General features: G+C 59.7%; 22 protein-coding genes and 1 pseudogene. 6 read left to right on the top strand and 17 right to left on the bottom strand.

Translation table 11 applies throughout. The features are described from left to right. Positions 1-127 precede the first annotated feature (127 nt). On the top strand, positions 128-604 hold the full coding sequence (locus AC0V7N_RS24195) for a hypothetical protein (protein WP_496627311.1): 477 nt from the start codon (positions 128-130) through the stop codon (positions 602-604). Between the two features lie 1,308 nt (positions 605-1,912). Further along, complete coding sequence (locus AC0V7N_RS24190) at positions 1,913-2,344, top strand: hypothetical protein (protein WP_475450833.1); 432 nt, start codon at positions 1,913-1,915, stop codon at positions 2,342-2,344. Between the two features lie 646 nt (positions 2,345-2,990). Here AC0V7N_RS24190 and AC0V7N_RS24185 read toward each other — a convergent pair. From AC0V7N_RS24185 to AC0V7N_RS24170, 4 genes and pseudogenes are all read right to left on the bottom strand, one after another. After that, positions 2,991-3,233, bottom strand: coding sequence for a hypothetical protein (locus tag AC0V7N_RS24185; RefSeq protein WP_475450832.1), 243 nt, complete (start codon positions 3,231-3,233; stop codon positions 2,991-2,993). A 72-nt stretch (positions 3,234-3,305) separates the two neighbouring features. After that, positions 3,306-3,527: a DUF768 domain-containing protein gene (locus tag AC0V7N_RS24180; RefSeq protein WP_475450831.1), complete on the bottom strand. Its 222-nt coding sequence runs from the start codon at positions 3,525-3,527 to the stop codon at positions 3,306-3,308. 69 nt (positions 3,528-3,596) lie between these two features. Next, positions 3,597-3,809, bottom strand: a complete 213-nt coding sequence (locus AC0V7N_RS24175; protein ID WP_475450830.1) for a hypothetical protein — start codon at positions 3,807-3,809, stop codon at positions 3,597-3,599. Then, positions 3,810-4,668 (bottom strand): annotated as a pseudogene (locus tag AC0V7N_RS24170) (ATP-dependent DNA ligase). It abuts the gene before it with no gap. Between the two features lie 113 nt (positions 4,669-4,781). Between AC0V7N_RS24170 and AC0V7N_RS24165 the strand changes: the two are divergent. Together AC0V7N_RS24165 and AC0V7N_RS24160 are read left to right on the top strand one after the other, a co-directional pair. Further along, complete coding sequence (locus tag AC0V7N_RS24165) at positions 4,782-5,072, top strand: DUF982 domain-containing protein (RefSeq protein WP_475450829.1); 291 nt, start codon at positions 4,782-4,784, stop codon at positions 5,070-5,072. Further along, a complete protein-coding gene (locus tag AC0V7N_RS24160; protein ID WP_475450828.1) occupies positions 5,069-5,293 on the top strand; it encodes a hypothetical protein in 225 nt (74 codons plus the stop codon). The genes AC0V7N_RS24165 and AC0V7N_RS24160 overlap by 4 nt, the downstream gene beginning before the upstream one ends. Positions 5,294-5,350: 57 nt before the next feature. Here the strand turns inward: AC0V7N_RS24160 and AC0V7N_RS24155 are convergent, their stop codons facing one another. The 12 genes from AC0V7N_RS24155 to AC0V7N_RS24100 form a co-directional block, all read right to left on the bottom strand. Beyond that, the gene (locus tag AC0V7N_RS24155) at positions 5,351-6,406 is read right to left on the bottom strand and encodes a hypothetical protein (protein ID WP_496627310.1); all 1,056 of its coding nucleotides are present in this window, start codon (positions 6,404-6,406) and stop codon (positions 5,351-5,353) included. Further along, positions 6,403-7,128: a TIGR04255 family protein gene (locus AC0V7N_RS24150; RefSeq protein WP_496627309.1), complete on the bottom strand. Its 726-nt coding sequence runs from the start codon at positions 7,126-7,128 to the stop codon at positions 6,403-6,405. Before AC0V7N_RS24150 ends, AC0V7N_RS24155 begins: the two co-directional genes overlap by 4 nt. A gap of 273 nt (positions 7,129-7,401) precedes the next feature. Then, positions 7,402-7,692: a hypothetical protein gene (locus tag AC0V7N_RS24145; protein ID WP_496627308.1), complete on the bottom strand. Its 291-nt coding sequence runs from the start codon at positions 7,690-7,692 to the stop codon at positions 7,402-7,404. 226 nt (positions 7,693-7,918) lie between these two features. Further along, a complete protein-coding gene (locus AC0V7N_RS24140; protein ID WP_475450823.1) occupies positions 7,919-8,110 on the bottom strand; it encodes a hypothetical protein in 192 nt (63 codons plus the stop codon). Positions 8,111-8,155: 45 nt separating this feature from the next. Beyond that, positions 8,156-9,472, bottom strand: coding sequence for a hypothetical protein (locus tag AC0V7N_RS24135; RefSeq protein ID WP_496627307.1), 1,317 nt, complete (start codon positions 9,470-9,472; stop codon positions 8,156-8,158). After that, positions 9,469-9,660, bottom strand: coding sequence for a hypothetical protein (locus tag AC0V7N_RS24130; RefSeq protein WP_475450821.1), 192 nt, complete (start codon positions 9,658-9,660; stop codon positions 9,469-9,471). Before AC0V7N_RS24130 ends, AC0V7N_RS24135 begins: the two co-directional genes overlap by 4 nt. A 200-nt stretch (positions 9,661-9,860) precedes the next feature. Then, positions 9,861-10,577: a helix-turn-helix domain-containing protein gene (locus AC0V7N_RS24125; protein ID WP_496628022.1), complete on the bottom strand. Its 717-nt coding sequence runs from the start codon at positions 10,575-10,577 to the stop codon at positions 9,861-9,863. Positions 10,578-11,020: 443 nt separating this feature from the next. Beyond that, complete coding sequence (locus AC0V7N_RS24120) at positions 11,021-14,014, bottom strand: phage/plasmid primase, P4 family (protein ID WP_496627306.1); 2,994 nt, start codon at positions 14,012-14,014, stop codon at positions 11,021-11,023. Then, positions 14,011-14,475, bottom strand: a complete 465-nt coding sequence (locus AC0V7N_RS24115) for a hypothetical protein (protein WP_496627305.1) — start codon at positions 14,473-14,475, stop codon at positions 14,011-14,013. The genes AC0V7N_RS24120 and AC0V7N_RS24115 overlap by 4 nt, the downstream gene beginning before the upstream one ends. A gap of 279 nt (positions 14,476-14,754) precedes the next feature. Then, on the bottom strand, positions 14,755-14,946 hold the full coding sequence (locus AC0V7N_RS24110; RefSeq protein ID WP_475450817.1) for a helix-turn-helix transcriptional regulator: 192 nt from the start codon (positions 14,944-14,946) through the stop codon (positions 14,755-14,757). Between the two features lie 85 nt (positions 14,947-15,031). Beyond that, complete coding sequence (locus AC0V7N_RS24105) at positions 15,032-15,580, bottom strand: hypothetical protein (RefSeq protein ID WP_475450816.1); 549 nt, start codon at positions 15,578-15,580, stop codon at positions 15,032-15,034. Beyond that, positions 15,573-16,811, bottom strand: coding sequence for a tyrosine-type recombinase/integrase (locus AC0V7N_RS24100; protein WP_475450815.1), 1,239 nt, complete (start codon positions 16,809-16,811; stop codon positions 15,573-15,575). Before AC0V7N_RS24100 ends, AC0V7N_RS24105 begins: the two co-directional genes overlap by 8 nt. A gap of 434 nt (positions 16,812-17,245) precedes the next feature. On the opposite strand from AC0V7N_RS24100, the gene AC0V7N_RS24095 reads away from it, so the two are divergent. After that, the gene (locus AC0V7N_RS24095) at positions 17,246-17,785 is read left to right on the top strand and encodes a DnaJ domain-containing protein (RefSeq protein WP_475450814.1); all 540 of its coding nucleotides are present in this window, start codon (positions 17,246-17,248) and stop codon (positions 17,783-17,785) included. 64 nt (positions 17,786-17,849) lie between these two features. On the opposite strand, the gene AC0V7N_RS24090 is transcribed toward AC0V7N_RS24095, so the two are convergent. Next, on the bottom strand, positions 17,850-18,083 hold the full coding sequence (locus AC0V7N_RS24090; protein ID WP_475450813.1) for a hypothetical protein: 234 nt from the start codon (positions 18,081-18,083) through the stop codon (positions 17,850-17,852). 338 nt (positions 18,084-18,421) lie between these two features. Between AC0V7N_RS24090 and AC0V7N_RS24085 the strand changes: the two genes are divergently transcribed. After that, positions 18,422-19,219 (top strand): sterol desaturase family protein, encoded by a 798-nt coding sequence (locus tag AC0V7N_RS24085; RefSeq protein WP_475450812.1) that lies wholly within the window; start codon positions 18,422-18,424, stop codon positions 19,217-19,219. Positions 19,220-19,261 lie beyond the last annotated feature (42 nt).

Raw genomic sequence — 19,261 nt, 5'->3', positions numbered from 1 at the left:
TGGACATATCCTGCGGCTCTAACGCGCACAAAGCTTCCACAATTTGCCAGCTTGGTTCCTGTGTTGGGATATGCCGTGCTGTGGGGTGAATCTTTCCAAAACCTGGTAATGAAATTTTCCCCAGAACTTGGCCCCTCTCTTTTTCTCGGTCCTGCAACGTATCTACCTGCTTTACGTCGGCGGCGTCGTTATTTTAATCGGCCTACTGCTGTTCTGGGCGGCTTGCCCGAGGCAAATACGACGTTACCGCAGCCGCAGAGAATACGTTGAAGCTGTTCAAGGTGACAGGGATGCCGAAGAAGTCCGGCGGGCCGGCAGAGATCTGGCCCATATCCAGAAGATTATCACATTCGGAACTCAACAGCCTGTCTACGGAATTTTGGTATCGAAGGAAGCGCTCGAAATCGTCGAGAGGGAACAACATGCGGTGGGCTCAGGCGCTGCGGCCATTGCCCTGACTGTTTACTATGAGCATTTAGATCGGAAGTGGCCAATTCTTTCAGTGCTGTGCTTTTGCCTTCTATTGCTCGGCGCAAGCTTATTCCTGCTCCCAAGCTTCGAGGTCTTTATAATGGCTATCACTCGCTTGATTTCTCATTTGTAAGGCAGCGGGCCGTCTGGACAAATTGTACACTCGGTCACAGCAATGATCGCTTGCGCTGGTCGGTTTTTGTTGAGACCATATGCTCGCGAAATCAAAACGCGCTGGTTTCAGGGCCATCAACAAGTCCTGCAAAAGGTCACCGGATCCCTCAATCGATCCGGGCTGGACCCTTCGGGGTCGTTACGCACCGCCTTTCGCCGCACGTGACCGGCGCTCTCATACTCACCTGAAGTTCGAACTTCGTTTTGAAAACATTGAGCTGAGCGCTTGGCTCCTGAAAGGAGCACCCCATGGACATCACGGTTGTCTACGGGAAGGGCTTCAGAATCCGAATCGGCGCGCGGTTCTTCGCCTCGCTGGTGTTTCTGTTGACCTATTTTGCCTGAATGACGGAGGCGGCCCTGTGTCGCCTCCGTTTTCGCCACCGGAGGCAGCGGGCCGCACTGTGGCGCGGCTGTGTGCAACAAAGGCCGTCGATCCGCGTTGAAGCTCGTCCCTCAGTGGAGCTTCGAGAATGGACCCGGCAACCGCGGCAGTGATGATTCTACTCTCTTGCAGCCCTGGCGAGGCTGCCGTTTGCAAGCCCATTGATGGCGCGCCGACCACATATGCGTCGCTTGATCAGTGCCGAGCTTCATTGAAAGACAAGCTCGCTGCTGCTCCCAACGGGGAAATTGTCGGACGATGCCATCCCGTTGACGAAACTGTCACTGGCTCTCTGCCTCCAGGGTATACCACCGTTGTTGTCACACGGGGCGTAGGAAGCAATGCCGCGAGCAATAGTTACATCGTTCCGCACAAAGAATAGAAAGCCCGCCACCGTGAGGCAGCGGGCCAATGGCGCAGAGTGGACCAAATAGCGAGACGCGCTTGGCTAGCTTCCGCGATCACACCATATGCAGGGATCGCCTTCGGTATATTAGCATTTGCTTGCGGCGGACCTGCTGTCCGCTTGGCCGGCTTCATCCCAAGCCCACCCAGCTCCCAACTGGCGCCGGCCATTTTCGAAAGGAACATCCAGACGTCAGCGACGTTTGCGGGCATGGCTCTCGTCACCGGGTTCGCATCTGCAGTGGTGGTTCTGTTTGTCGTCCTGCTGCTCACGCACGCAGCCCGAGACCTTCAAAGCTCGCCAATCTATCACAGGATATGTCGCCGACTGCGCCGAGCCCTTTAGCGCTTCTTCGGCTTCGGAGTGATTTCTTTGGGTTGGTGCTTTGTAACGAATAGCCTGATCCAAGGACAGCGTTGACGCTTGTGCCGGCAACCCGATGGTGATTTGCTGCTGCCAAGCGCCTGGGGGGCAGAATGGATATACCGGGGACAATCGCGGCTGTCGGGTCAGCGCTATCGATCGTCAAGGAGATCAAGGCGATAGATGCACAGATCGACCAAGCAACGCTGAAGCTGAAAGTCGCCGAATTGACCGCGGCTCTCGCCGATGCGAAGTTGGGCCTCGTCGACGTTTCGCAGCTTCTCCACGAGAAAGATGCCGAGATCAGCAGGCTATCCGCGTTGGTCAAGTACAGGGCTGAAAATCTCGTCGACCACAACGGTTTTCGCTATCAGGCTAAAGATGGCAAGGCGTCAGGCCTGCCCTATTGCCCTGTCTGTGAGGCGAAAGGCATCTTCCTCAAACTGACTCAGAACCGTTCGCTTCCGGGGATGCCGTACGTGTGTCCAAGCTGCAAAGCGATGTATGGGTACCATGGGATTCACGTTACCGAACAAAGCGCGTGAGGAAACCGCGCTTCGAAAGCGCCTCTTCGGGAAGCAAAGGGAGGATTCAAAATCGATGGCATTCGATCAGCCGATTCCGAACACTGTTACAGTCGACAAGGTAGATGGCGGCTACGTCTATGTGGTGACTTTTAGAGGGACGCGAACCAGACCGATTGGACCCTTTAGGACATCTGCAGAGGCGCACGCGGCCGGGCAACTCGACCTCGACAGACTTGAGGCTTCCGATAGACGATAGGCTCGTCTCCTGGTCTATGAGAAATGTGAGGGCAGGTGCAGATCGCCAGCCGGCATGTCGGTCACGCCCTCCCCCCAGTAGCGCGAAAGCCCGCACCCCTCTGGCGGAGAAGGGGCCGATCGGAGGCCCGATCTTCGGCGGGCGATGGAGGGCACCACCTGCCGCACGCAACAATCTCTTAGAAGCAGCTAATGTTCCGTCAATCGTTACCTTCGATCGAGCGTCGGCGTCCAGTCGCAATTTCGCTGCCGATCAGCTTCAAGTTGCATGCTGAACTTACCGTTTGTTGAGCAGTTGAGCGCACCATCATATGCGGACATGGAATGTAGCTCGTACATGACTAAAAGCCCCGGCGCCTCACCCCGCGCCGGGGCTTTGTTTTTGATGATGTCGGCAAAGCTCGATGGTCTACCCAGCCGTAGGGGGACGCACCGGTCCTGTAGTGTTCCACCGGATGAACTCGACTTCCTCGCCGGTCACGTCCCGCACGACCTTCAACAGCACTTCGTGCAGGGTTCGAGTGGCGCGGTAATGATCGCAGTGTGGCGATATGAACGGCTTGATGATGCTCAGGTGCAGCGCTTCCGCTGCCACCAGGAAGCGCTCGATCTCGGTCTGCGATAACTGCTGGGAAGGTTTTGATCTGGCCATTGGCGATCTCCGTTTTGAGGGGTTCGCCGCAACGAAGGAATTTATTCCTCACCTTCATCCCGGTGGCAAGGGCTATTCTGGCAAGCCTGGGTCGTAATGCACAATCGCGTCGAGGATGGTTCGATAGAGGCTGTCGACCTCTTCGTCGATCTCGCCCCGCTTGATGCCGAGGGCCTTGGCGTCCGCGATCAGTTTGTGCGTAAGTTCGTCAACGGAGATGACATCGGCCTTCGTCGTCTCGGGGACATTGTTGGCGAGCCATCGGTCCAGAAAGTTGATTCCGCGTGTGGTCATGACCGCTTAAGCTCGGTGCCGATATTAGGTTCCACCGTCTTGACGACCCTCAAATTGTTACGCCCTGGGCTAACGCCCCAGCGGCTGTCTCGACAGTGAGGCGAGCTCGGCCTCATCCTTTATCCCGGCCATGTAGTTGGCAATGATCCGGGACGCCAATCGGCCCTGCGCATCGGGTGATTGGTCGTCGACGAGTTTGAGTTGGTCGAAAACCCGCCCTAGCATGGCCAGTTCGGCACGATCAAAAATCCCGGCGTCCACAGCCTTTCGTCTAATCGGCATCTAGTCCTCCTCTCTGAAATCCTGCAGCGAAGCGTGCCGAAGGTCATCCTCGCCCCGTAGATGCTTCACACGGCCGATCAGCCCGGGCTTGACCCACTGCGTCGCCGGCCGCTTCATGCCCTTTGGCGCCGCTCCTGCGTGGTCCTGGACGCGTTTCCAGAGCCGTTCGCGCATTTCCCGGTTCAAGGTGATGAAGGCGCTGCCGACATAGCGCCCGGTGCCACGCTCCGCCATCAGGGCGAAGGCCGGTTTGCCCGCCTCGCGCTCGACGCCGAGAAGTTCGTATTCGTCGATGGTATGCCTTGATCTTCAGCCAGGCCGTCGATTTGCCGCTCCGGTACTTACTGTCTTTGCGCTTCGAGACCATGCCCTCCAGCCCGGCCTTGTCGACCAGTTCGAAGATCGCCTTGGCATCGCCGGGCAGCGCCTCGCTGAATTGGATGCGGAGCCCGGGCGGAACTATCGCGTATAGCCCAGCCCGGCGGTCTTTGAGCGGCATATCGCGAAGATCGTATCCGTTCAGGTGCAACAGATCGAAGGCCACGAAATAGAGGTCGTGCTGCCGGCTGGTGATTGCTTTGCGGAGTGCACGGAAGTCGGACAGGCCAGCCTCGTTCGTGACGATCACCTCGCCGTCGATGATGGCGCTTTTGACGTCGAGATCGCCGGCCGCTTTGGCGAGATCCCGGTACTTCGACGTCCAGTCGAGGCCGCGGCGGGTAAAGATCCGCACGCCTTCGGCGTCGATGATGACTTGGGTGCGGTAGCCGTCGAACTTGATCTCGTGAATCCATTCACCGCCCTCTGGAGGCTTCTCCACAAGGGTCGGCATCAAAGGCTCTATGAACTTCAAACGCATACACTGACCCGCGCCCGGCGATTCAATTAGATTAAGCTAAAATAGTTCCCAAATTTGGAAACCAAACTTTCCTTGGCGCGTTCCGGCGCTCTCAACAATTGGGAGGTCGTGCCATGAGCAACTTTCTACCGCTTTCCATCAAGCTGGTGGACGGCAGAACCATGAGCGTTTCGTCCATCTGCGAGGCGGAGGTTGCGCTTAAAGGTCAATGGCGAAACAAGGAGGCAGTACCCTATAAGGACGCGTGCCGGTTAATAGCTGCAGCCAAAGACGGTAGCTGCAAACCATCTATCGCTTTTGCAGCGTTCAGGGCTGCGGCAATTGGCCAGGGCCTGTCGCTGCCAGCATACAGGAGTGCTGCACTCAAAATGCTGGATGACGTGAGCAGGGACATGCAGATATGACGAAGCTATCGGATCTCGGCCCGTCGATCCCCGGCAAGCTGCACGGCGGCGACCTCATCCGCGAAGAGGGCCATTTCTACAACTGCCCGAACTGCGGCCAGAAGGTCGATCAGCGTGATTTGCGTCAGGTCGTTTGGCATGAGGAGCCGGGGCACGAGCCGCTGGAGCCCGAACTCCGCGCCTCTATCCTCAAATTCCCAGAGCGACGGACGAGCAAATAGAAAGGTCGCCCGCCTGAGCGCGTGTGGCCTTTGCTCTTCTTGCCATATGCGGCGACTCTAGGCGGGGAAATCCGTGTTGAGCGCGAATGCGGACCACGATGACGCGGACAGCATTTCTTCCAGCTCGACGTCGTCATGCGGGAATCGCCTCACCTCAGCATGCGAAATATTGTCTCCATCTGCCGCATGCACGATCCTGATTTGATGCTTTCGCTTTTCACACGTCTTTCTGATTTCTCCGGCAACGCCATATGCAAAGGCGCTTTTTTTCCCAACGTCTCTTACCTTCCGCGTCAATCGCACGGTTTCGAGCATCTGACTGGCTCGATCACCCGAATAGAACTCAAGCCAATTGGTCGAGAGGTATTCCTCCTCGGGCCGAAGCGAAAAGGCATTGTAGGCCGGGCCCTCAACTTTCTCTGACCCGTCTTCCAAAACAACTCTCCGGAGTTTTGACCATGCGACGTAGCGAACTAGGTGATGCGCCTCGTCAATGGCATTCGTCATTTGGGGTTGCCCATTGGGTTGAACCATTGGGCTGGCTCGTACGGCAATAGGACCGCAGGCAGTCGGGACACTACCGTCGATCCCGAGGCAGACTCTGGCTCGCCATCTCTTGTAGAAGTGACTATCCAGCGGACCCTGTCCCCCGGCTCGTGAGGCGGTTTTTGTCGTTGCTCCACGACGCAACCAAACTTCCATACTGGGTTGCACCCAGACCGGGGCGCCGTGATGGACGCAGAAAAGTATCATCCGAAGAAAGGTGGTGGAGGCGCGCTGGGTCACCGGAATGTCATCGGGATCCCACTCGTCTTTGTCCAGTAGATGATCGATCTGGCCGAAAAGCTTTGAGCGCCAATCACCATCTAAGTGCATAGCAATTGTGGCGACTTCAATTTTGAACGCCGCTCTCGAATTGAAAAGCTTTCCCTCTAGGTCGCCTGCTTGGTTCAAAAACTCAAGATGCTGCTTTCTGACAGGCTTAGGTGAACCAGAGTCACGTTGAGTGGAAAGTGATAACGTATTGTATGACACCCCCGCCGCAACCGATTGCTGCAACCCTTGGTGCGTGGGTGAAGAATTGGAACCTTTAATTGAGACAACCGCATTCATCGAAACAGCTCACGGCTCCTATCGGTCACAAATTGTTCAAATAATTCATTCTTTAATTCTCTGGCTTCTGTCAATAGAGCTTCCTGGCCCTTGGCGGCAGCTGGTATCTCCTGGCTCCGCCATACATCAACGTCAAGCAAGAGCGAAACATACCCGAGCAAGGGTGGCGGGTTTACCAGTCCAGCACCTAAGTTCACGTTCCAATGGGGTTTCCTGGAAGCTGTAGACAGCTGAGTGGAGAACCCACTCCAAGGCGCATCAGACACGTTTGGAAATTCGATACGAAGGCGGATGTAGTCAGTGATCGGTACTTTATCAACCTGATCAATGGGAACGTCGATCCTGTTGATGAACCTCACACCGATCCTTGATAGAACTGCGAGCCCCGCAATTTTTCTCCACGCCTTCCAGTTTGCCAGCATGGAATGCTCAAGGCTTTCCCAACCCAAGTAGGGTGCCGATCTCGACGTCGTTATTCCGCCGATATTCAAAACACAGACATCAGCTTGATCTAACGACGTGAGACGGTAGCCGGCAGGGGTCATATCAACAGGCTTCTGAGCGCCCACCAGGATCTCGATGTCATGGATACCCTGTTTGGTGGGATAACGACTATGCAACTTCTGCGATAGACGCTCCAGATCCTCCATTTTGGCCGAACCATTGACGCGGAAATCAATCACCGCTTCTGTTATAGGAGGCTTACCGTAGCTCCTAGGCACCTCTGGACTCCTCCCCGATAGGCTTCACGTCGTGTTTGTAACGCAATCTGCGCGCCGAAAAAGGCAGTTTCGACAGAATTCACGCGCCTCGCACGGTAGGATCCCTGTTATCAGATAAGGCTTGTGCCAGGGTTTCGCCAACACACCTTTCGGTGACATTGACCTGCTCTACTAGCTTGTCGGATGGGCCGCGCGCCATCACGGTCCGCCAGCCAGGCAGCGACCATTTTAGGGCTGGCGCCGCGTCAGGGGCTATAGCAGCAGTAAATGATATTAGATTGGCATTATACAACCGTTTTGGCCGCCGGTTTTGATCTTTGTGATGATGCCTCGGCTATCGGTTGTAACTTTGGCTGTGCAGAGATAGCCGCGCTTCCGTCCCTCAAATTCCAAGAATTTTCCACCGTCGCTGGTAGGAGCGATGCCAACGGGCACTCCGTACTCGTCGTAGAGCGCATCGATTGGTTTGCCGACATAAAGTGCCGCTTCGGTGCTTTGATGTGCATCCCAGTTCGCGCAGCCGGAGATAGCAACAGCAATACCAAGCGCGAGTACTCTAAGCATAATGTTTCCTAGCCAAATTCGCGCGGTTCTCAAAGATGTCGGTCAGCGCGTCGATTGGCGTTGACGAGCCGCGTTGACAGTTATCTCTAATAAAACTCTGCTGAACAAGACCCGACAGTCCCCGCTCCTGGTTTCTTGCGCGAGCGCGGCTACTTCGGTTGCTGACCGGGAACTGCATGACCGCGGCGGGGAAGTTTGTCCCCGTTGAGCAAGGCAGCGATGGGGGTCAGCCCGCCCGACGCTGGGTTTCGATGTTGTCAGTTGCGGCCTTGATAGCGTCCTGGACCCCGGAAGCGCCCGCTCGACGCTGAGCCTCGGCACTGTCCATTGCGGCCTTGACCGCGGCCTGTAGAGCGCCGGGCGCGGCCGTGCGGGCGGCAATGCCGATGTTGGGGATGCTGATGGTTACGCTTGCCATGGTAGTTCCTCTCAGGAACGAGGGTTAGCTCCGGCGGCCAATCATTCAGTCGCTCCGGCGGCCGTAGCGCCGCATGAGGTCGGTGTCGCCGGACATCGGACGGAGTTCTCGTACTTCCGCGTGTTGGCGATGAAGCGCGATCTTTTCGAGACCGAGGGCATGCCGCTTGATGACGGCAAGGGCTTTTTCGCCGACCGCCCGGAGCGGATCCGATTGCTCGCGCGCCGTCACAAGCGCGCTATGGGCGTTTGCAAGCCGGAGGTGGTAGGCCTCGTCACTCTCGCCTTTGCGATCGACGTTAAGCCGCCTCGCCAGCGCGTAGCGCAACCGGTCGCGGTGGTCGGCCTCGTTCTCGCCGTCGGTCAGCTGCAGACGCAGGGCGCCGGCCACTGCGGCCCACCGGCGAGCGCTGTAGCCATCGTCACCCTCGTTCGCTCGCCGCTCGACATGCATGGCGCTGCATTCGGCGAGCACAGCCGAGCTCACGGTCGTGCCGCGCTCTTTCTTGCCGTTCGGTGCGACCCCGGCATTCGAGGCAACCACGGACCATAGCCTGGCTTCGAACGCCTCGTCGGACTCGCCAGTCCGGACAGGAACCACGATGCTGGCATGCCGGGTGCCGATTGTGTCGAGCACGGCGCGGCGCAGGATGTCCATGTCGATGACCAGGTCGCGGCGGTCGTTTCCCAGCGCCTGCTGGTTCATCCCCTCGATGGCAAGCGCGTGCTCCTCGAGCACGGTTGCGCTGTGACAAACGCCGGCCAGCAGCTTGTACATGGTCATCATCGCTTCGGCGGCGGCTGCCTGGTGCTCGGCCTTGACCGCCGCGGCTTGCGTCTCCAGCGCCGCCTTGCCTACGGCGGCCTGGGCCTTCGCAAGCATGGCGCGCGCGGGCGTAAGCCCCGCTTCAAGGGTCTTGACCAACTGCTCGGCGTCTCGCAGCCCGTTGTGCAGCGCATCGAGATCGCCACCGTTCAGAACGACATCTGCCCGGCTGCCGTCCAGCTCTGCGAGGCGCTGTCTTGTTTTCGCGACGTCGGTTTCGAGCCGGTCGACCACGGCCTGCCGCCGCGCCACCTCATCAGCCAACGCTGTGGCGTCCACGGCCGGCGTGGTCTCGGCCGGCCGCAGCAGCTCGTCCAGCGGGGTCACCTCGCCCGGGCCGTAGGTCTTGAATTCGGTCGAGGGCTGCTCGATAGGCCCCGATATGCCGCGCTGATCGCCATCAGCCGGCTGCGCAGGCGCTCCCGCGCCGGCGGCGGCCGAATTGTCGGCAAGGCCCCCGCTTTTGCTTTCCTGAAAACGAGCGAAAACGGCTCGCTCTTCTGCGTCGGCCCCGGCTTCGGTGGTCCTGGCGTTCATGATGTCACTCTTCGTCTGGTTGCGAGGTAAGCGGCAATGCGGGCGAGGTCCTGGGTGAACCACCGCGCGGCATGTTCGGCCAAGGCATCGGCGGGCTTGCCGCCGGGGGAACGTCCGTCGTCAAGCGTCTTGTCAGCAGCGCCCGGCTGCGGGACGACCTGGGCGACGTTTTTCACGATGACAGCCATTCAGTTTGTGCTGCGGTCGTTTTGTGGGGCTGCCAGGGCGATGGTTGCGGGCATGAGTTAAGCTCCAAATTGCCTTCGCATTGTACGCTGATTTGTACGTAACTGGCAAGGATCGCTGCTTGTAGCCTAAGCACCATGCGGTCTTGGCGGACATGCCCTCCGCATAACCGATGCCTTGAGCCCGGAGGCGGGCACAAAGGTCACCAATTATCCCGGGGATCATCCATCGGCAGAGGGTCGCCGGCACTTTCATCCTCCCAGCCTTGCGGCTCTTCAAGTCCTACAGACTGGCCTCGGACGGCGCGGGCCTGGAGGCGCTCCTGGAGGCGACTTGCTGCCGTGGAGGGGGCGCCATCCGTGCGTTCTGGGGTAGTGTGCACGCCTAAAGAATGCACGCGGCTGCAGGCGGCCTCAGCCAGGAGTTCGTCGACTAGTTCTTTCAACGACAAGGCGGCCTCGCGTGCCGGTCTCCGGGCTTCGGCAGCCTGGGAGGCTGCACGCGCCCGTATTCCCCGCACGAGCCCAGCGCGAAACTCAGGGTACTTGGCGCGCCATCGCTCAACCGTTCGCGTGTCGCAGCCTACCTCGGCCGCTATCGCTGCCTGCGTCATGCCGGCCTCGGCAAGCGGTACGGCGATTTCAGATCGGTATCTGGTAAGTTTACCGGGATTACCAGCAGTGAAGTACCCCTTCCCGGTCCTGTTTCCGGGCCTCGAAGTCTCGCGCACGGGGGCGCGCGCGACGCGCGCGCCTTTTGGGTGTGCTATTTTCGCACCGACATTACGGTTTGTTTGCCGTGCTCGCGGTAACGTTGGCGGTGACGTTTGCGGCACCGGTGGTTCGGTAGGGGGTGTTATATCCGTTCGGACATAACATGCCGTTTGAGGTGCCGGTGGTGGCCTAGGACGCGTGACCATTCTTTCGCTCGCCTTATAGTCTTCGCGGTTTAACGACTGCCGGCCCAAGCCGCTTTTCGACCTCATCCAGTAGCAGCCTGAGTTCTGCGTCGGGCGTGCTGGCGGGAGGTTTGGCCGCCGCCGCCGGTGCGTCGCATAGCAACAGTTGCCTCTCGAATTGGCCGAGAAGCTCGTCCAGCGTCCCGGCTTTCATCTTACACCTTCTGCGGATGGCGGAGCGGTGCGTCGCGACGTCGGGTCCGGGGTCACTGCAAGTCGCTGCCGCTTGGCTCTGAATTATATCTCTTTTTAGCTTATTCATATTGTCTCTCTTATAGAGAATTAATAACTGAGACCCCAGACCACCCCGGACCCCGCCTTGGAAAATAAGGGTTTCACGGGTTTTTCGACCCCAGACGTAACCCCGACCCGCCCAGACCTGGAAAACCACGACCCGGACGCCATCACGCGCCCCTAGCCGGTCGGGAGCGACCGCCAAACGACACCGGCGTCGCGTTGGCGCCTTCAACCCCGGACCCGTCTGATGTCGGGACCGGGTCGGAGGTCTGGGGTACCTCCTCCAAACCGCGAGCCCACGCTCGGGCGGCGGCGCTGTTGTACTCGCTGTCACGCATCTTGATCCCTTTGAAACAGTACTCCCGCGCACCTTCCGCTGCGGTGCGGATAGTGCTGATGGCACCAGGGCGTATCGCGTATAGGTTGCGTGCGAACACGGAAGCATCGACGGACTTGTAGCCCCGGTCTTGCCGCCACTGCTGATAGAGCCGGTAAAGAGTTTGCTTACCGACGCGGAAACCGACACCCGTTTCGCACATCTCCGAGATGAACACGTCTTCCACCGACGACAAGGCGGCGATGTTCCTGACACCTTCCAGCGCGGTCGCGGATTGTGTGAAGCGACCTTCCTTCTCGAGATCGGCCAAACCGTCGAGAGCGGCGTTCAGGATGCCGGGCAGCTCAGGGCTCAGCTTGTTCTTTAGCTCCAGATCCTCGCGACCTTTAAACGACACGGAGAACATCATCAGGATGAAGCGGCCTGCTACCGCCGTCGAGGCATCGCCCAGATACGGGATCTCGTTCGACAGCCACATGATGCGCGTGCTCAGGCGCCCGGTCCACGCCTTCTTGTTCTTGCGGGCCACCGCGATGCCATCCTCGCCGCTAATGCTCAGTAGTCGTTCCACCACTGTCTGCGTGTTCTTGCCCGCCGTGCGGGTGTCAGCGATGATCGCCAGCGACTTGCCTATCAGGTGCTCCGTTCCAAACATCTCGCCGAGATCGGCTTGCGACAGCGGCGTGGCGCTTGCGCCCAGAAGCTGAGCAGCCAGCCACGAGATGGTGCTTTTACCGCCGCGCGAGGCGCCGATGAGGCCGAAGACGCTCTGTAGATCTGTGCGGCCTGAAACCAGGTAGCCGAGCATCTGCCGCACCGTCCGCGACGTTCCGTCGTCGGTCGGCCACAAGGAGCGCTCGAAGTTCGCAAACACCGGACATGTGGCCGACGCATCGTACACGATGGGTGTGTGCACCAAATTGAAGTAGAGCGGCGAGTGAGGCATCAATTCGCGTGTCCGGATGTCGAGCAAGCCGTTGGCGCAAGCGACCAGCGTACCGGTCGTGCGGCCGTCCGCCCAACTAGGCGACTCCACCTCATCCTCGATAAGCAATACCGCTTGCAGCGCGTGCTTGAGATTGGCGAGCTTGTGGCGATCCGGCATCCACAACGCCGGGCCTTTCGAGGTGTCGTACGTTGCGTCGATGGTGAACTCGTACAGGCGCTTGTCGAGGGTCTCTTCGCTGACTTCGGCCCAATGCGACCCCAGCCAACCCCACCACGACCCGCGCCACCGACGCAAGGTCAGTTGAACGGCGTCGCCCTGGTAGGCGCAATGCGCGGCCACGTACTGCTGCGCGACCTTGAGCGGCTCGGAGGGCGAGCACAGCTCCGCACGGAGCTCTCCGTCGTTCTGCTCGCCCGCATGGTCTTTCATCCGCGACAGACACAGCGCGACGCCCTCTCTGAGCGCCTTCCTCTCGTTTCCGAGGCCCAAAGCCTGCGCGGCCTGCTTCTCGCGCTGCGCAAACTCTACAGGCCCGACGTCGGAGAGGGCCAAGATGCGCGTAACGGCGTCGCTTCGGTTGCCAGCCGCGCTGATCGCACGCGTCGCGGTCTCATTGTCGTGCCTCAGCTGGTAAACCTTCGAACCGTGCGCAAAGCTATGGATGACAGGCTTCATCCCGTCGTTCAGGAAGATCTTGCCGACGGCACGCCCGCCATCGTAGTCCGGCTCGACAGGGTCGAAGCAGATCCGCCCATCGTAATCCCCGCCTTGATCGCTCAGCAAAGTTTCGACGGAAACAACCGTGCCGTCGTCGAGAACGACGTCATCCGAACCGATCAACGCGCCCGCCTCGAACCGCTTGCCCGCGGCGCGTTCGGCCGCCTCCCTCGCGACGCCCTTGGCCATCAAGACGCCCGTGTGCTCGCGAATGCGCCCCGCGATGAGCTTCTCTTTCTGCGGCGTGAGAGCCTGCCGCGCTTTGTCCATGTTCGCGCTGGCGAGCTTGCGATCCTCATCGCTGATAAGCACCGACGCGGCGACCAGGAGAGGACCGTCGTCGTCGTACACAACATCCGCATCACCCGCCCTCTTCAGGCCCGGGCCGAGGTCGGCGCGCGGATAGTCTGGCTGCGTGGCGCGCGCCATAGCCTGGTCGGCAATGCTGCGAAAGAGCATCGAGCCGCCGTCCGACAAGAAGGCAAAGCGGTAAACGCACTGAGCCCAGCAACGCAGGTGCAAGACGTCAAGGAGGCGCGGTATTTCGCGAGCGTCGTCGACCGGGATGTAGACCCGCCAGCCGCCGGGCCCCTTCACCAATTCGCCGCTCTCGTCGACGACCATGCTGGAAGCGCTGGCGCGGACCAAGACCGGACACCCGTTCGCCTCAGGCAGGATTTTAGCAATCGCTGCCGAAACCTCGTCGTGCGTTTCCAGACGGAACGGTTCTGCGTCCGGGTAGACCGCTGCGAGTTCCGGCTGCGACTTGTGGTCTACGTCGATACGCAGCACGCCAGGCCCTTCGCGAAAAGCAATATAGTCCGTCGTCGCGGCCACGACCGGCGTCTCGGGACCGTAGTAAGCTCTTGCAGCGGGCCCCGCCTTTCGGGGGAGAAGCTTCGCGCCTTCCACGTCAGGCGCGTACGTGCCTGAGAAGAACATCGTGTGCGCGTCGGCGTGCGTGGTCTGGTTGAACAGCTCGGTGGCCGTTGCGAAGTCTTTGTTGATCGTCTCGGCCGCGTTGGCGCGCTCGTCGAGCAACGTCGTCTTCACGATCGAGCCGTCCGGCGCGCGTTCGAGCCGCTTGCCTACCGGCTTGAGGTAAACGCAGCCGCTGACGCGGATCGGCTTGTGTTTGGCGAGGTTCTTCATGGTCATGCACTCTCTGTTATCCGCAGGCCGGGCCACTTCAGGCTCTTCGTCCATGCCTCGCCGATTTCGATATTGCTGAGACGTCCGATGCAGGCTTTGCAGACGCCGGTGCCGATAGCGGCAGGGCCACCCTTGACGGGCACTGCAACGATGACGGCTTCAGGCGGGACGCCGATGCCGAAAGCTTCTTCGCAGGCGATACAGAGCCGGGAGCTAGGGTCGTCAGCCTCGACCGCGTTGCACTGCCGCAGGTAGCCTGCAACGGCGTCACAGACGGCCAGGGCGACGGCGTCGCCTTCGTGAGCGTCCATGATAAGTAAAGGCAACACCTGCCGGCGCACTACATGCAGCGTTGCCTGGAAAGGGCCGCCGGGGAACCACCGGCCTTTGCTTTCGAATTCCTTGACGCGCAGCCGGTAAGCCGCCGCTTCCCGGCGCCGCTCGGTGCGGTTGAGGCGCCCGGTCATCGCAGCGCCGCCCGGAGAATGGCAAGCAGGGATTGCACCGCGTATATTGCATGTGCCGCGGCAGGTATTGCTAGCCAGCCTGCGAGGGCCCCGAACGCGGCACGTGTTGCTACGTTCAGCCAATGAGTTGGTTTGGGTGTGTGCATGGCGATCGGTCCTTGAAGGGCCGCGCCGATCTTGACTTGGACGAAGATAGGAATTAATTCTGTCCCAGAGCAGATTGGTCCCCGCTCTCAAATCCTATCCCAGCCCGTGCAAATCAGCGCGGGCTGTTTAGTTTTAGGCGGCGCGACCTACAATGCAGCGTTCCTGCCAAGCGGCGATATCGCTCTCAAGCCAGCCGACGGCGCGGACGCCGAGCTTGACGGGCTTTGGAAACTCGCCTGATGCTATTTTTGCATAGAGGGTCGATCTGGGGAGGCCGGTCGTGCGTTCTACGGCGTCCCGGCGGAGGATGTTCTGGATAGCCATGTTTAAGCTCCTGATAGAACCAATAAGACGTCAGGAGCTAAATCACACCTTCGTGCGCGCGGCATGGGGTGGAATTGCGTTTGGCTTAACACCCTAATAGGAGGCGGTAGAGCCAAACGTTCGATTGGTAGTGCGGCAACTTCTGCCATTCCCGCACAGTGACCTTGGCGGTATCCAACGAGGCGCGGTTATTCGGCAGCGCGCCAGTATCGCATAGGTGCTTCGCGACCGCGTAAAGCGTCGCAGGCTTTTTTGCAGGTTTCGCTTCGAACAGGATTGCGGACCAGTAGGCCGCTTCGCTGCCTGCCCGGACAGGCGATGTGCTGGCAGCCCTTTTGGGCGCGATGATCGCCCGGACCAGCCGTGACAACTCATAGGGGATCGGCGCCTCCGCTTCGACGTACTGCTCGGTCAGCTGCACGACTGCAGCCTCCACGGTTGTCTTGTGATAGCCCTCCACGGCCTCCGGCAGCTTTCCATCGAGCGCCTGCCATTGCTGCCATAGGACGCGCGCGTGGGCGTCTAGAACGGCTGGGTCTTCCTCGCCTATGAGAGAGTTCCGAACCTCGCCATCAATTTTTTGGGTTCTGTCGCCGACGCGGGGGAGTTTTGCATCGATCGGGTGTTCAGACATTGGCCGCACTCCTGATCGGTGTCACGTTGTCCGATGCCGCCGACTTCACCGCGCTGCAGAAATCGGCCCAATCCTGCATGAGCCGGCGGCGCTTCTCCATCATGTCGCCGCGGCGATAGGCAGCTTCGGTCTTGTCGCTGACAGTGTGCGCCAGCGCCATTTCAAGCAGCTCGTTCGGGTATGCCGTCTGCTCGGCCGCCCAGTCGCGGAACGTGCTGCGGAAGCCGTGCGCGGTCAGGTCAGCGCGTTCCATCCGGCGGAGCGTCATCAGCAACGCCATGTTCGAAAGCGGCTTGCCGCCCTTCTCGCCGATGAAAACGGCGGCGTTGCCCTTCTCTCGCGGCAGGCTCTCGAGGATTTCGAGAGCGCGATCGGACAGCGGAACGCGGTGTTCCTTGCCGGCCTTCATGCGGTCGCCGGGGATGGTCCACAGCGCGTTCTCGGTGTCGATCTCACTCCAGCGAGCGCCGACGACTTCGCCGGTTCGAGTGGCCGTCAAGATGGCGAACTCAAGCGCCTTGGGGCTGACGCCTTCCATCGGCCGCAATGTGTTCACGAACTCGCCGATCTCTGGATAGGGCAGCGCGGCGTGATGCTTCACCTTGGCAACCTTGCTGCGGGCCGGCAGCAACTTGTCGAGATGGCCCCGCCACCGGGCCGGGTTCTCTCCCTGGCGGTAGCCGCGCGCCGTCGCCCAATCGAGAATGCTCTCGATGCGTCCCCGCACCCGCGTTGCGGTCTCAGGCTTTGTGGTCCAGATGGCCTCCAGCGCCTTCAACACCAGCGCCGTGTCGACGCGCGAGACTGCGAAACTCCCGAACTGAGGATAAGCGTAGGCCTCCAGCGTGGCCTTCCACTGAGCAGCATGCTTGATGTTTTTCCACCCCGAGCGATGCGCCTTGATATAGGCCTCGGCCGATTCCTTGAAGGTCAGCACGGTTGCCGACGCCGCCAGCTTCTCCAGTCGCTCAGCCTTGCGCTGCTCGATCGGGTCGTCGGCATCGAGGAGCTTTAGCCGCGCCTCCCCTGCCCGTTCCCGCGCCAGCTTCAGCGTCACGGTGTTGACAGAGCCCAGGCCCATCTTGCGCGGCCGGCCGGCGAGCATGTAGCGGAAGATCCAGCTCTTGGCGCCGCCGGAGGAAACCTGGAGGTAAAGGCCCATGCCGTCGGCATAAAGGCCGGGCTTGGTCTTTGCGTTTACGGCGGCGACGGACAGGCGGTTGATTTGCATTCGAACTCTCCCTGCGAACAAGTCTACGTACAACTTGCTCCGGGACTTTGCAAGACACCCTTAGACGCTATGAGCACTCAAATGCATACTTTGCAAGGGTTTCGGCGGGGATATGGGAAGCTCTCGGAACGCCTTGGATTAGGCGGAGACAGACACTCCCTCCGCCAAACGGCTCCGGCATATAAAAAGCCTGTCACCTGTGAGGCAGCGGACCCGATTGTCCGCTCGACTGGCCTCTATCGACCCGCTCTCCCGTCCAGTGAGCTCCGGCCATTGTTCCTCCCACGATACAGTGGCCGACCATCGACGCCAGACCAAAGTCTTGTCTGTTGCAGCAATGGTCTGACGTAACCGCTTTGGTTCTCTGCTTGTCCATTGGATGTTCATTATTTTAGATTATACGAATATATGATTGCGTTGGAGGGAGCGCCGTGATGTTCATTGACTACTACGAAGTTCTGGAAGTTAGCCCAAACGCCAACTCCGAAACCCTGGAACGGGTGTTTCGTTATTTTGCCATGCGTTACCATCCCGATAATCAGGACACTGGCGACGAAGCTCGCTTCAGCGAAATCGTAGAGGCGCACAATACGCTCAAAGACCCAGTCAAGCGCGCGCAGTACGACATCCAGTATCAGGACCATGCGGGTCTGCGTCGGGAGCTGACCGAGGAAGCCGGCAACACCAAAGGCATGGAGCGTGACGCCGTTATCCAGGCCAGGCTGCTCGCGCTTCTTTATGTAAAACGCAGAAAAGAGGTCAACAACCCTGGCATAGGCGATGTGGAACTTGAGAGATTGTCAGGCTGTCCGCGAGAACATCTTGAGTTTCATCTCTGGTATCTCAAGGCAAAAGGTTGGATAGCAAGGATCGAGAACGGGACGATCGCGATTACCGTTGAGGGCATCGACCGTGCCAATTCCGATCATCGTCGCGACCCGACCACCAAGCTCCTGGATCATGCAGCTTCTTGAACCGCGCGCTCGCTTGCGGCCGGCGTGGTGGCGCGGCGGTGACGGGCCCGCGCAACGTGATTGCTTATTCGGACGGCTGGGTACGCTCCGCGATGGCAAATGCCTGCAGGTTCTTGGCCTTGCCGATATCCTGATCCGCATTTGCGATGATCGAAAAGAAGGCCGCTCTCGCTATGTCCTTCTTCGAGGCCTTGGGGTGCGCTTTCTGGGCTGCCTTGACAAGCTGCTTGGGAGACATGTCGGGCGTGACGATCCTCATGAGGGTGTCGCCGATCGCACTCATTTCACTTGCGTCCATGACGGGGTGTCCTGTGCTGACCGTAGAGCCACAATAGCAAGGACGGTTCGTGGCTGCCAAGATGGCATCTGAAAATAGAAAACCCCACCGGCAGGGAACCGGAGGGGTTGGTCTTGGGAGGACGCGCGGCACACGCTGCGTTCGTCGACCGCGCATTACTGAGATATCGCCCGGTTGCGACACGGATGTGACAGCCAGGCAAGCATCTCGATCACATCCTCGGCCGTGAGCATGACCGGGGGACCGGCATCAAGCCTTTGGAAAGGAGAAATGTGGTTCTGTCTGGAAGCCGAAGCGCGAGCGCGTGCTGGCCAAGGCAAGGCAACAGAGGCGGGCGAATGGATATATTTGGCATCAAGGCGCTGTTGATCTCCGCGTTGATCTTCATTCCGTTCGAACATCTGTTCCACGAACGGCCCCAGAAGACCCTCCGCAAGGGCCTGGGTGTCGATCTGATCTATGTGCTGTTCAACGGCCTTATCATAAAAGTGGTCATCGTTTTGATCGCGGCCAACACCCTCGACGCCGCCGCAATCCTGGTCCCGCAATCAATGGCGCACGCCGTCGGCGGCCAGCCCATCTGGCTGCAGGTCGCGGAAATCATCCTGATCACCGATATCGGCGTCTATTGGACGCACCGGGCCTTCCACGAAATCCCCGCGCTTTGGAAATTCCACGCCGTTCACCACGGCATCGAGGAGCTGGACTGGCTCGGCGCCTTCCACTCCCACCCGGTCGACGCAATCCTCACAAAGGCGATGTCGCTGACGCCGATCTTTTTCCTCGGCTTCTCCGAAGCCTCGATCGCCGTCTTTTCGTCACTCTATTTTGGACACACGCTGCTTGTTCATTCGAACCTGCGGATTCCGTTCGGCCCCTTGAAGTGGCTGATCGCCAGCCCGCAGTTCCATCATTGGCACCATGCCAACCAGCGCGAAGCCTATGACAAGAACTTCGCCGGGCAGCTGCCTGTCCTCGACATGGTGTTCGGCACCTACAATGCCACCGGCAACAAGGTGCCGGAAAAATACGGCGTCGATGATCCGATCCCCGCCGGCTATTTCGGGCAGGTCAGCTATCCGCTCCTGCCCCGCGAGAAGCCATCAACCCGTGTGGTGCCGAGCACCGAAGCCTGACGGCGACATCGACAGCGCAGGGTCTTTTGCCGCTCAAAATTG

Source organism: Mesorhizobium kamtschaticum, from assembly GCF_056174585.1.
Note: the sequence above shows the minus strand (reverse complement) of the source record. Positions and strands in the feature narration are given on the sequence as shown.

Coding starts and splice junctions, on each gene's coding strand:
- AC0V7N_RS24165 (WP_475450829.1), top strand. CDS start 4,782: ATGAGCAACTTTCTACCGCTTTCCATCAAGCTGGTGGACGGCAGAACC.
- AC0V7N_RS24090 (WP_475450813.1), bottom strand. CDS start 18,083: ATGGACGCAAGTGAAATGAGTGCGATCGGCGACACCCTCATGAGGATC.
- AC0V7N_RS24130 (WP_475450821.1), bottom strand. CDS start 9,660: ATGGCTGTCATCGTGAAAAACGTCGCCCAGGTCGTCCCGCAGCCGGGC.
- AC0V7N_RS24095 (WP_475450814.1), top strand. CDS start 17,246: ATGTTCATTGACTACTACGAAGTTCTGGAAGTTAGCCCAAACGCCAAC.
- AC0V7N_RS24105 (WP_475450816.1), bottom strand. CDS start 15,580: ATGTCTGAACACCCGATCGATGCAAAACTCCCCCGCGTCGGCGACAGA.
- AC0V7N_RS24190 (WP_475450833.1), top strand. CDS start 1,913: ATGGATATACCGGGGACAATCGCGGCTGTCGGGTCAGCGCTATCGATC.
- AC0V7N_RS24085 (WP_475450812.1), top strand. CDS start 18,422: ATGGATATATTTGGCATCAAGGCGCTGTTGATCTCCGCGTTGATCTTC.
- AC0V7N_RS24175 (WP_475450830.1), bottom strand. CDS start 3,809: ATGCCGATTAGACGAAAGGCTGTGGACGCCGGGATTTTTGATCGTGCC.
- AC0V7N_RS24120 (WP_496627306.1), bottom strand. CDS start 14,014: ATGACCATGAAGAACCTCGCCAAACACAAGCCGATCCGCGTCAGCGGC.
- AC0V7N_RS24155 (WP_496627310.1), bottom strand. CDS start 6,406: ATGAATGCGGTTGTCTCAATTAAAGGTTCCAATTCTTCACCCACGCAC.
- AC0V7N_RS24140 (WP_475450823.1), bottom strand. CDS start 8,110: ATGGCAAGCGTAACCATCAGCATCCCCAACATCGGCATTGCCGCCCGC.
- AC0V7N_RS24180 (WP_475450831.1), bottom strand. CDS start 3,527: ATGACCACACGCGGAATCAACTTTCTGGACCGATGGCTCGCCAACAAT.
- AC0V7N_RS24160 (WP_475450828.1), top strand. CDS start 5,069: ATGACGAAGCTATCGGATCTCGGCCCGTCGATCCCCGGCAAGCTGCAC.
- AC0V7N_RS24100 (WP_475450815.1), bottom strand. CDS start 16,811: ATGCAAATCAACCGCCTGTCCGTCGCCGCCGTAAACGCAAAGACCAAG.
- AC0V7N_RS24185 (WP_475450832.1), bottom strand. CDS start 3,233: ATGGCCAGATCAAAACCTTCCCAGCAGTTATCGCAGACCGAGATCGAG.
- AC0V7N_RS24145 (WP_496627308.1), bottom strand. CDS start 7,692: ATGCTTAGAGTACTCGCGCTTGGTATTGCTGTTGCTATCTCCGGCTGC.
- AC0V7N_RS24125 (WP_496628022.1), bottom strand. CDS start 10,577: ATGGTCACGCGTCCTAGGCCACCACCGGCACCTCAAACGGCATGTTAT.
- AC0V7N_RS24115 (WP_496627305.1), bottom strand. CDS start 14,475: ATGACCGGGCGCCTCAACCGCACCGAGCGGCGCCGGGAAGCGGCGGCT.
- AC0V7N_RS24110 (WP_475450817.1), bottom strand. CDS start 14,946: ATGGCTATCCAGAACATCCTCCGCCGGGACGCCGTAGAACGCACGACC.
- AC0V7N_RS24135 (WP_496627307.1), bottom strand. CDS start 9,472: ATGAACGCCAGGACCACCGAAGCCGGGGCCGACGCAGAAGAGCGAGCC.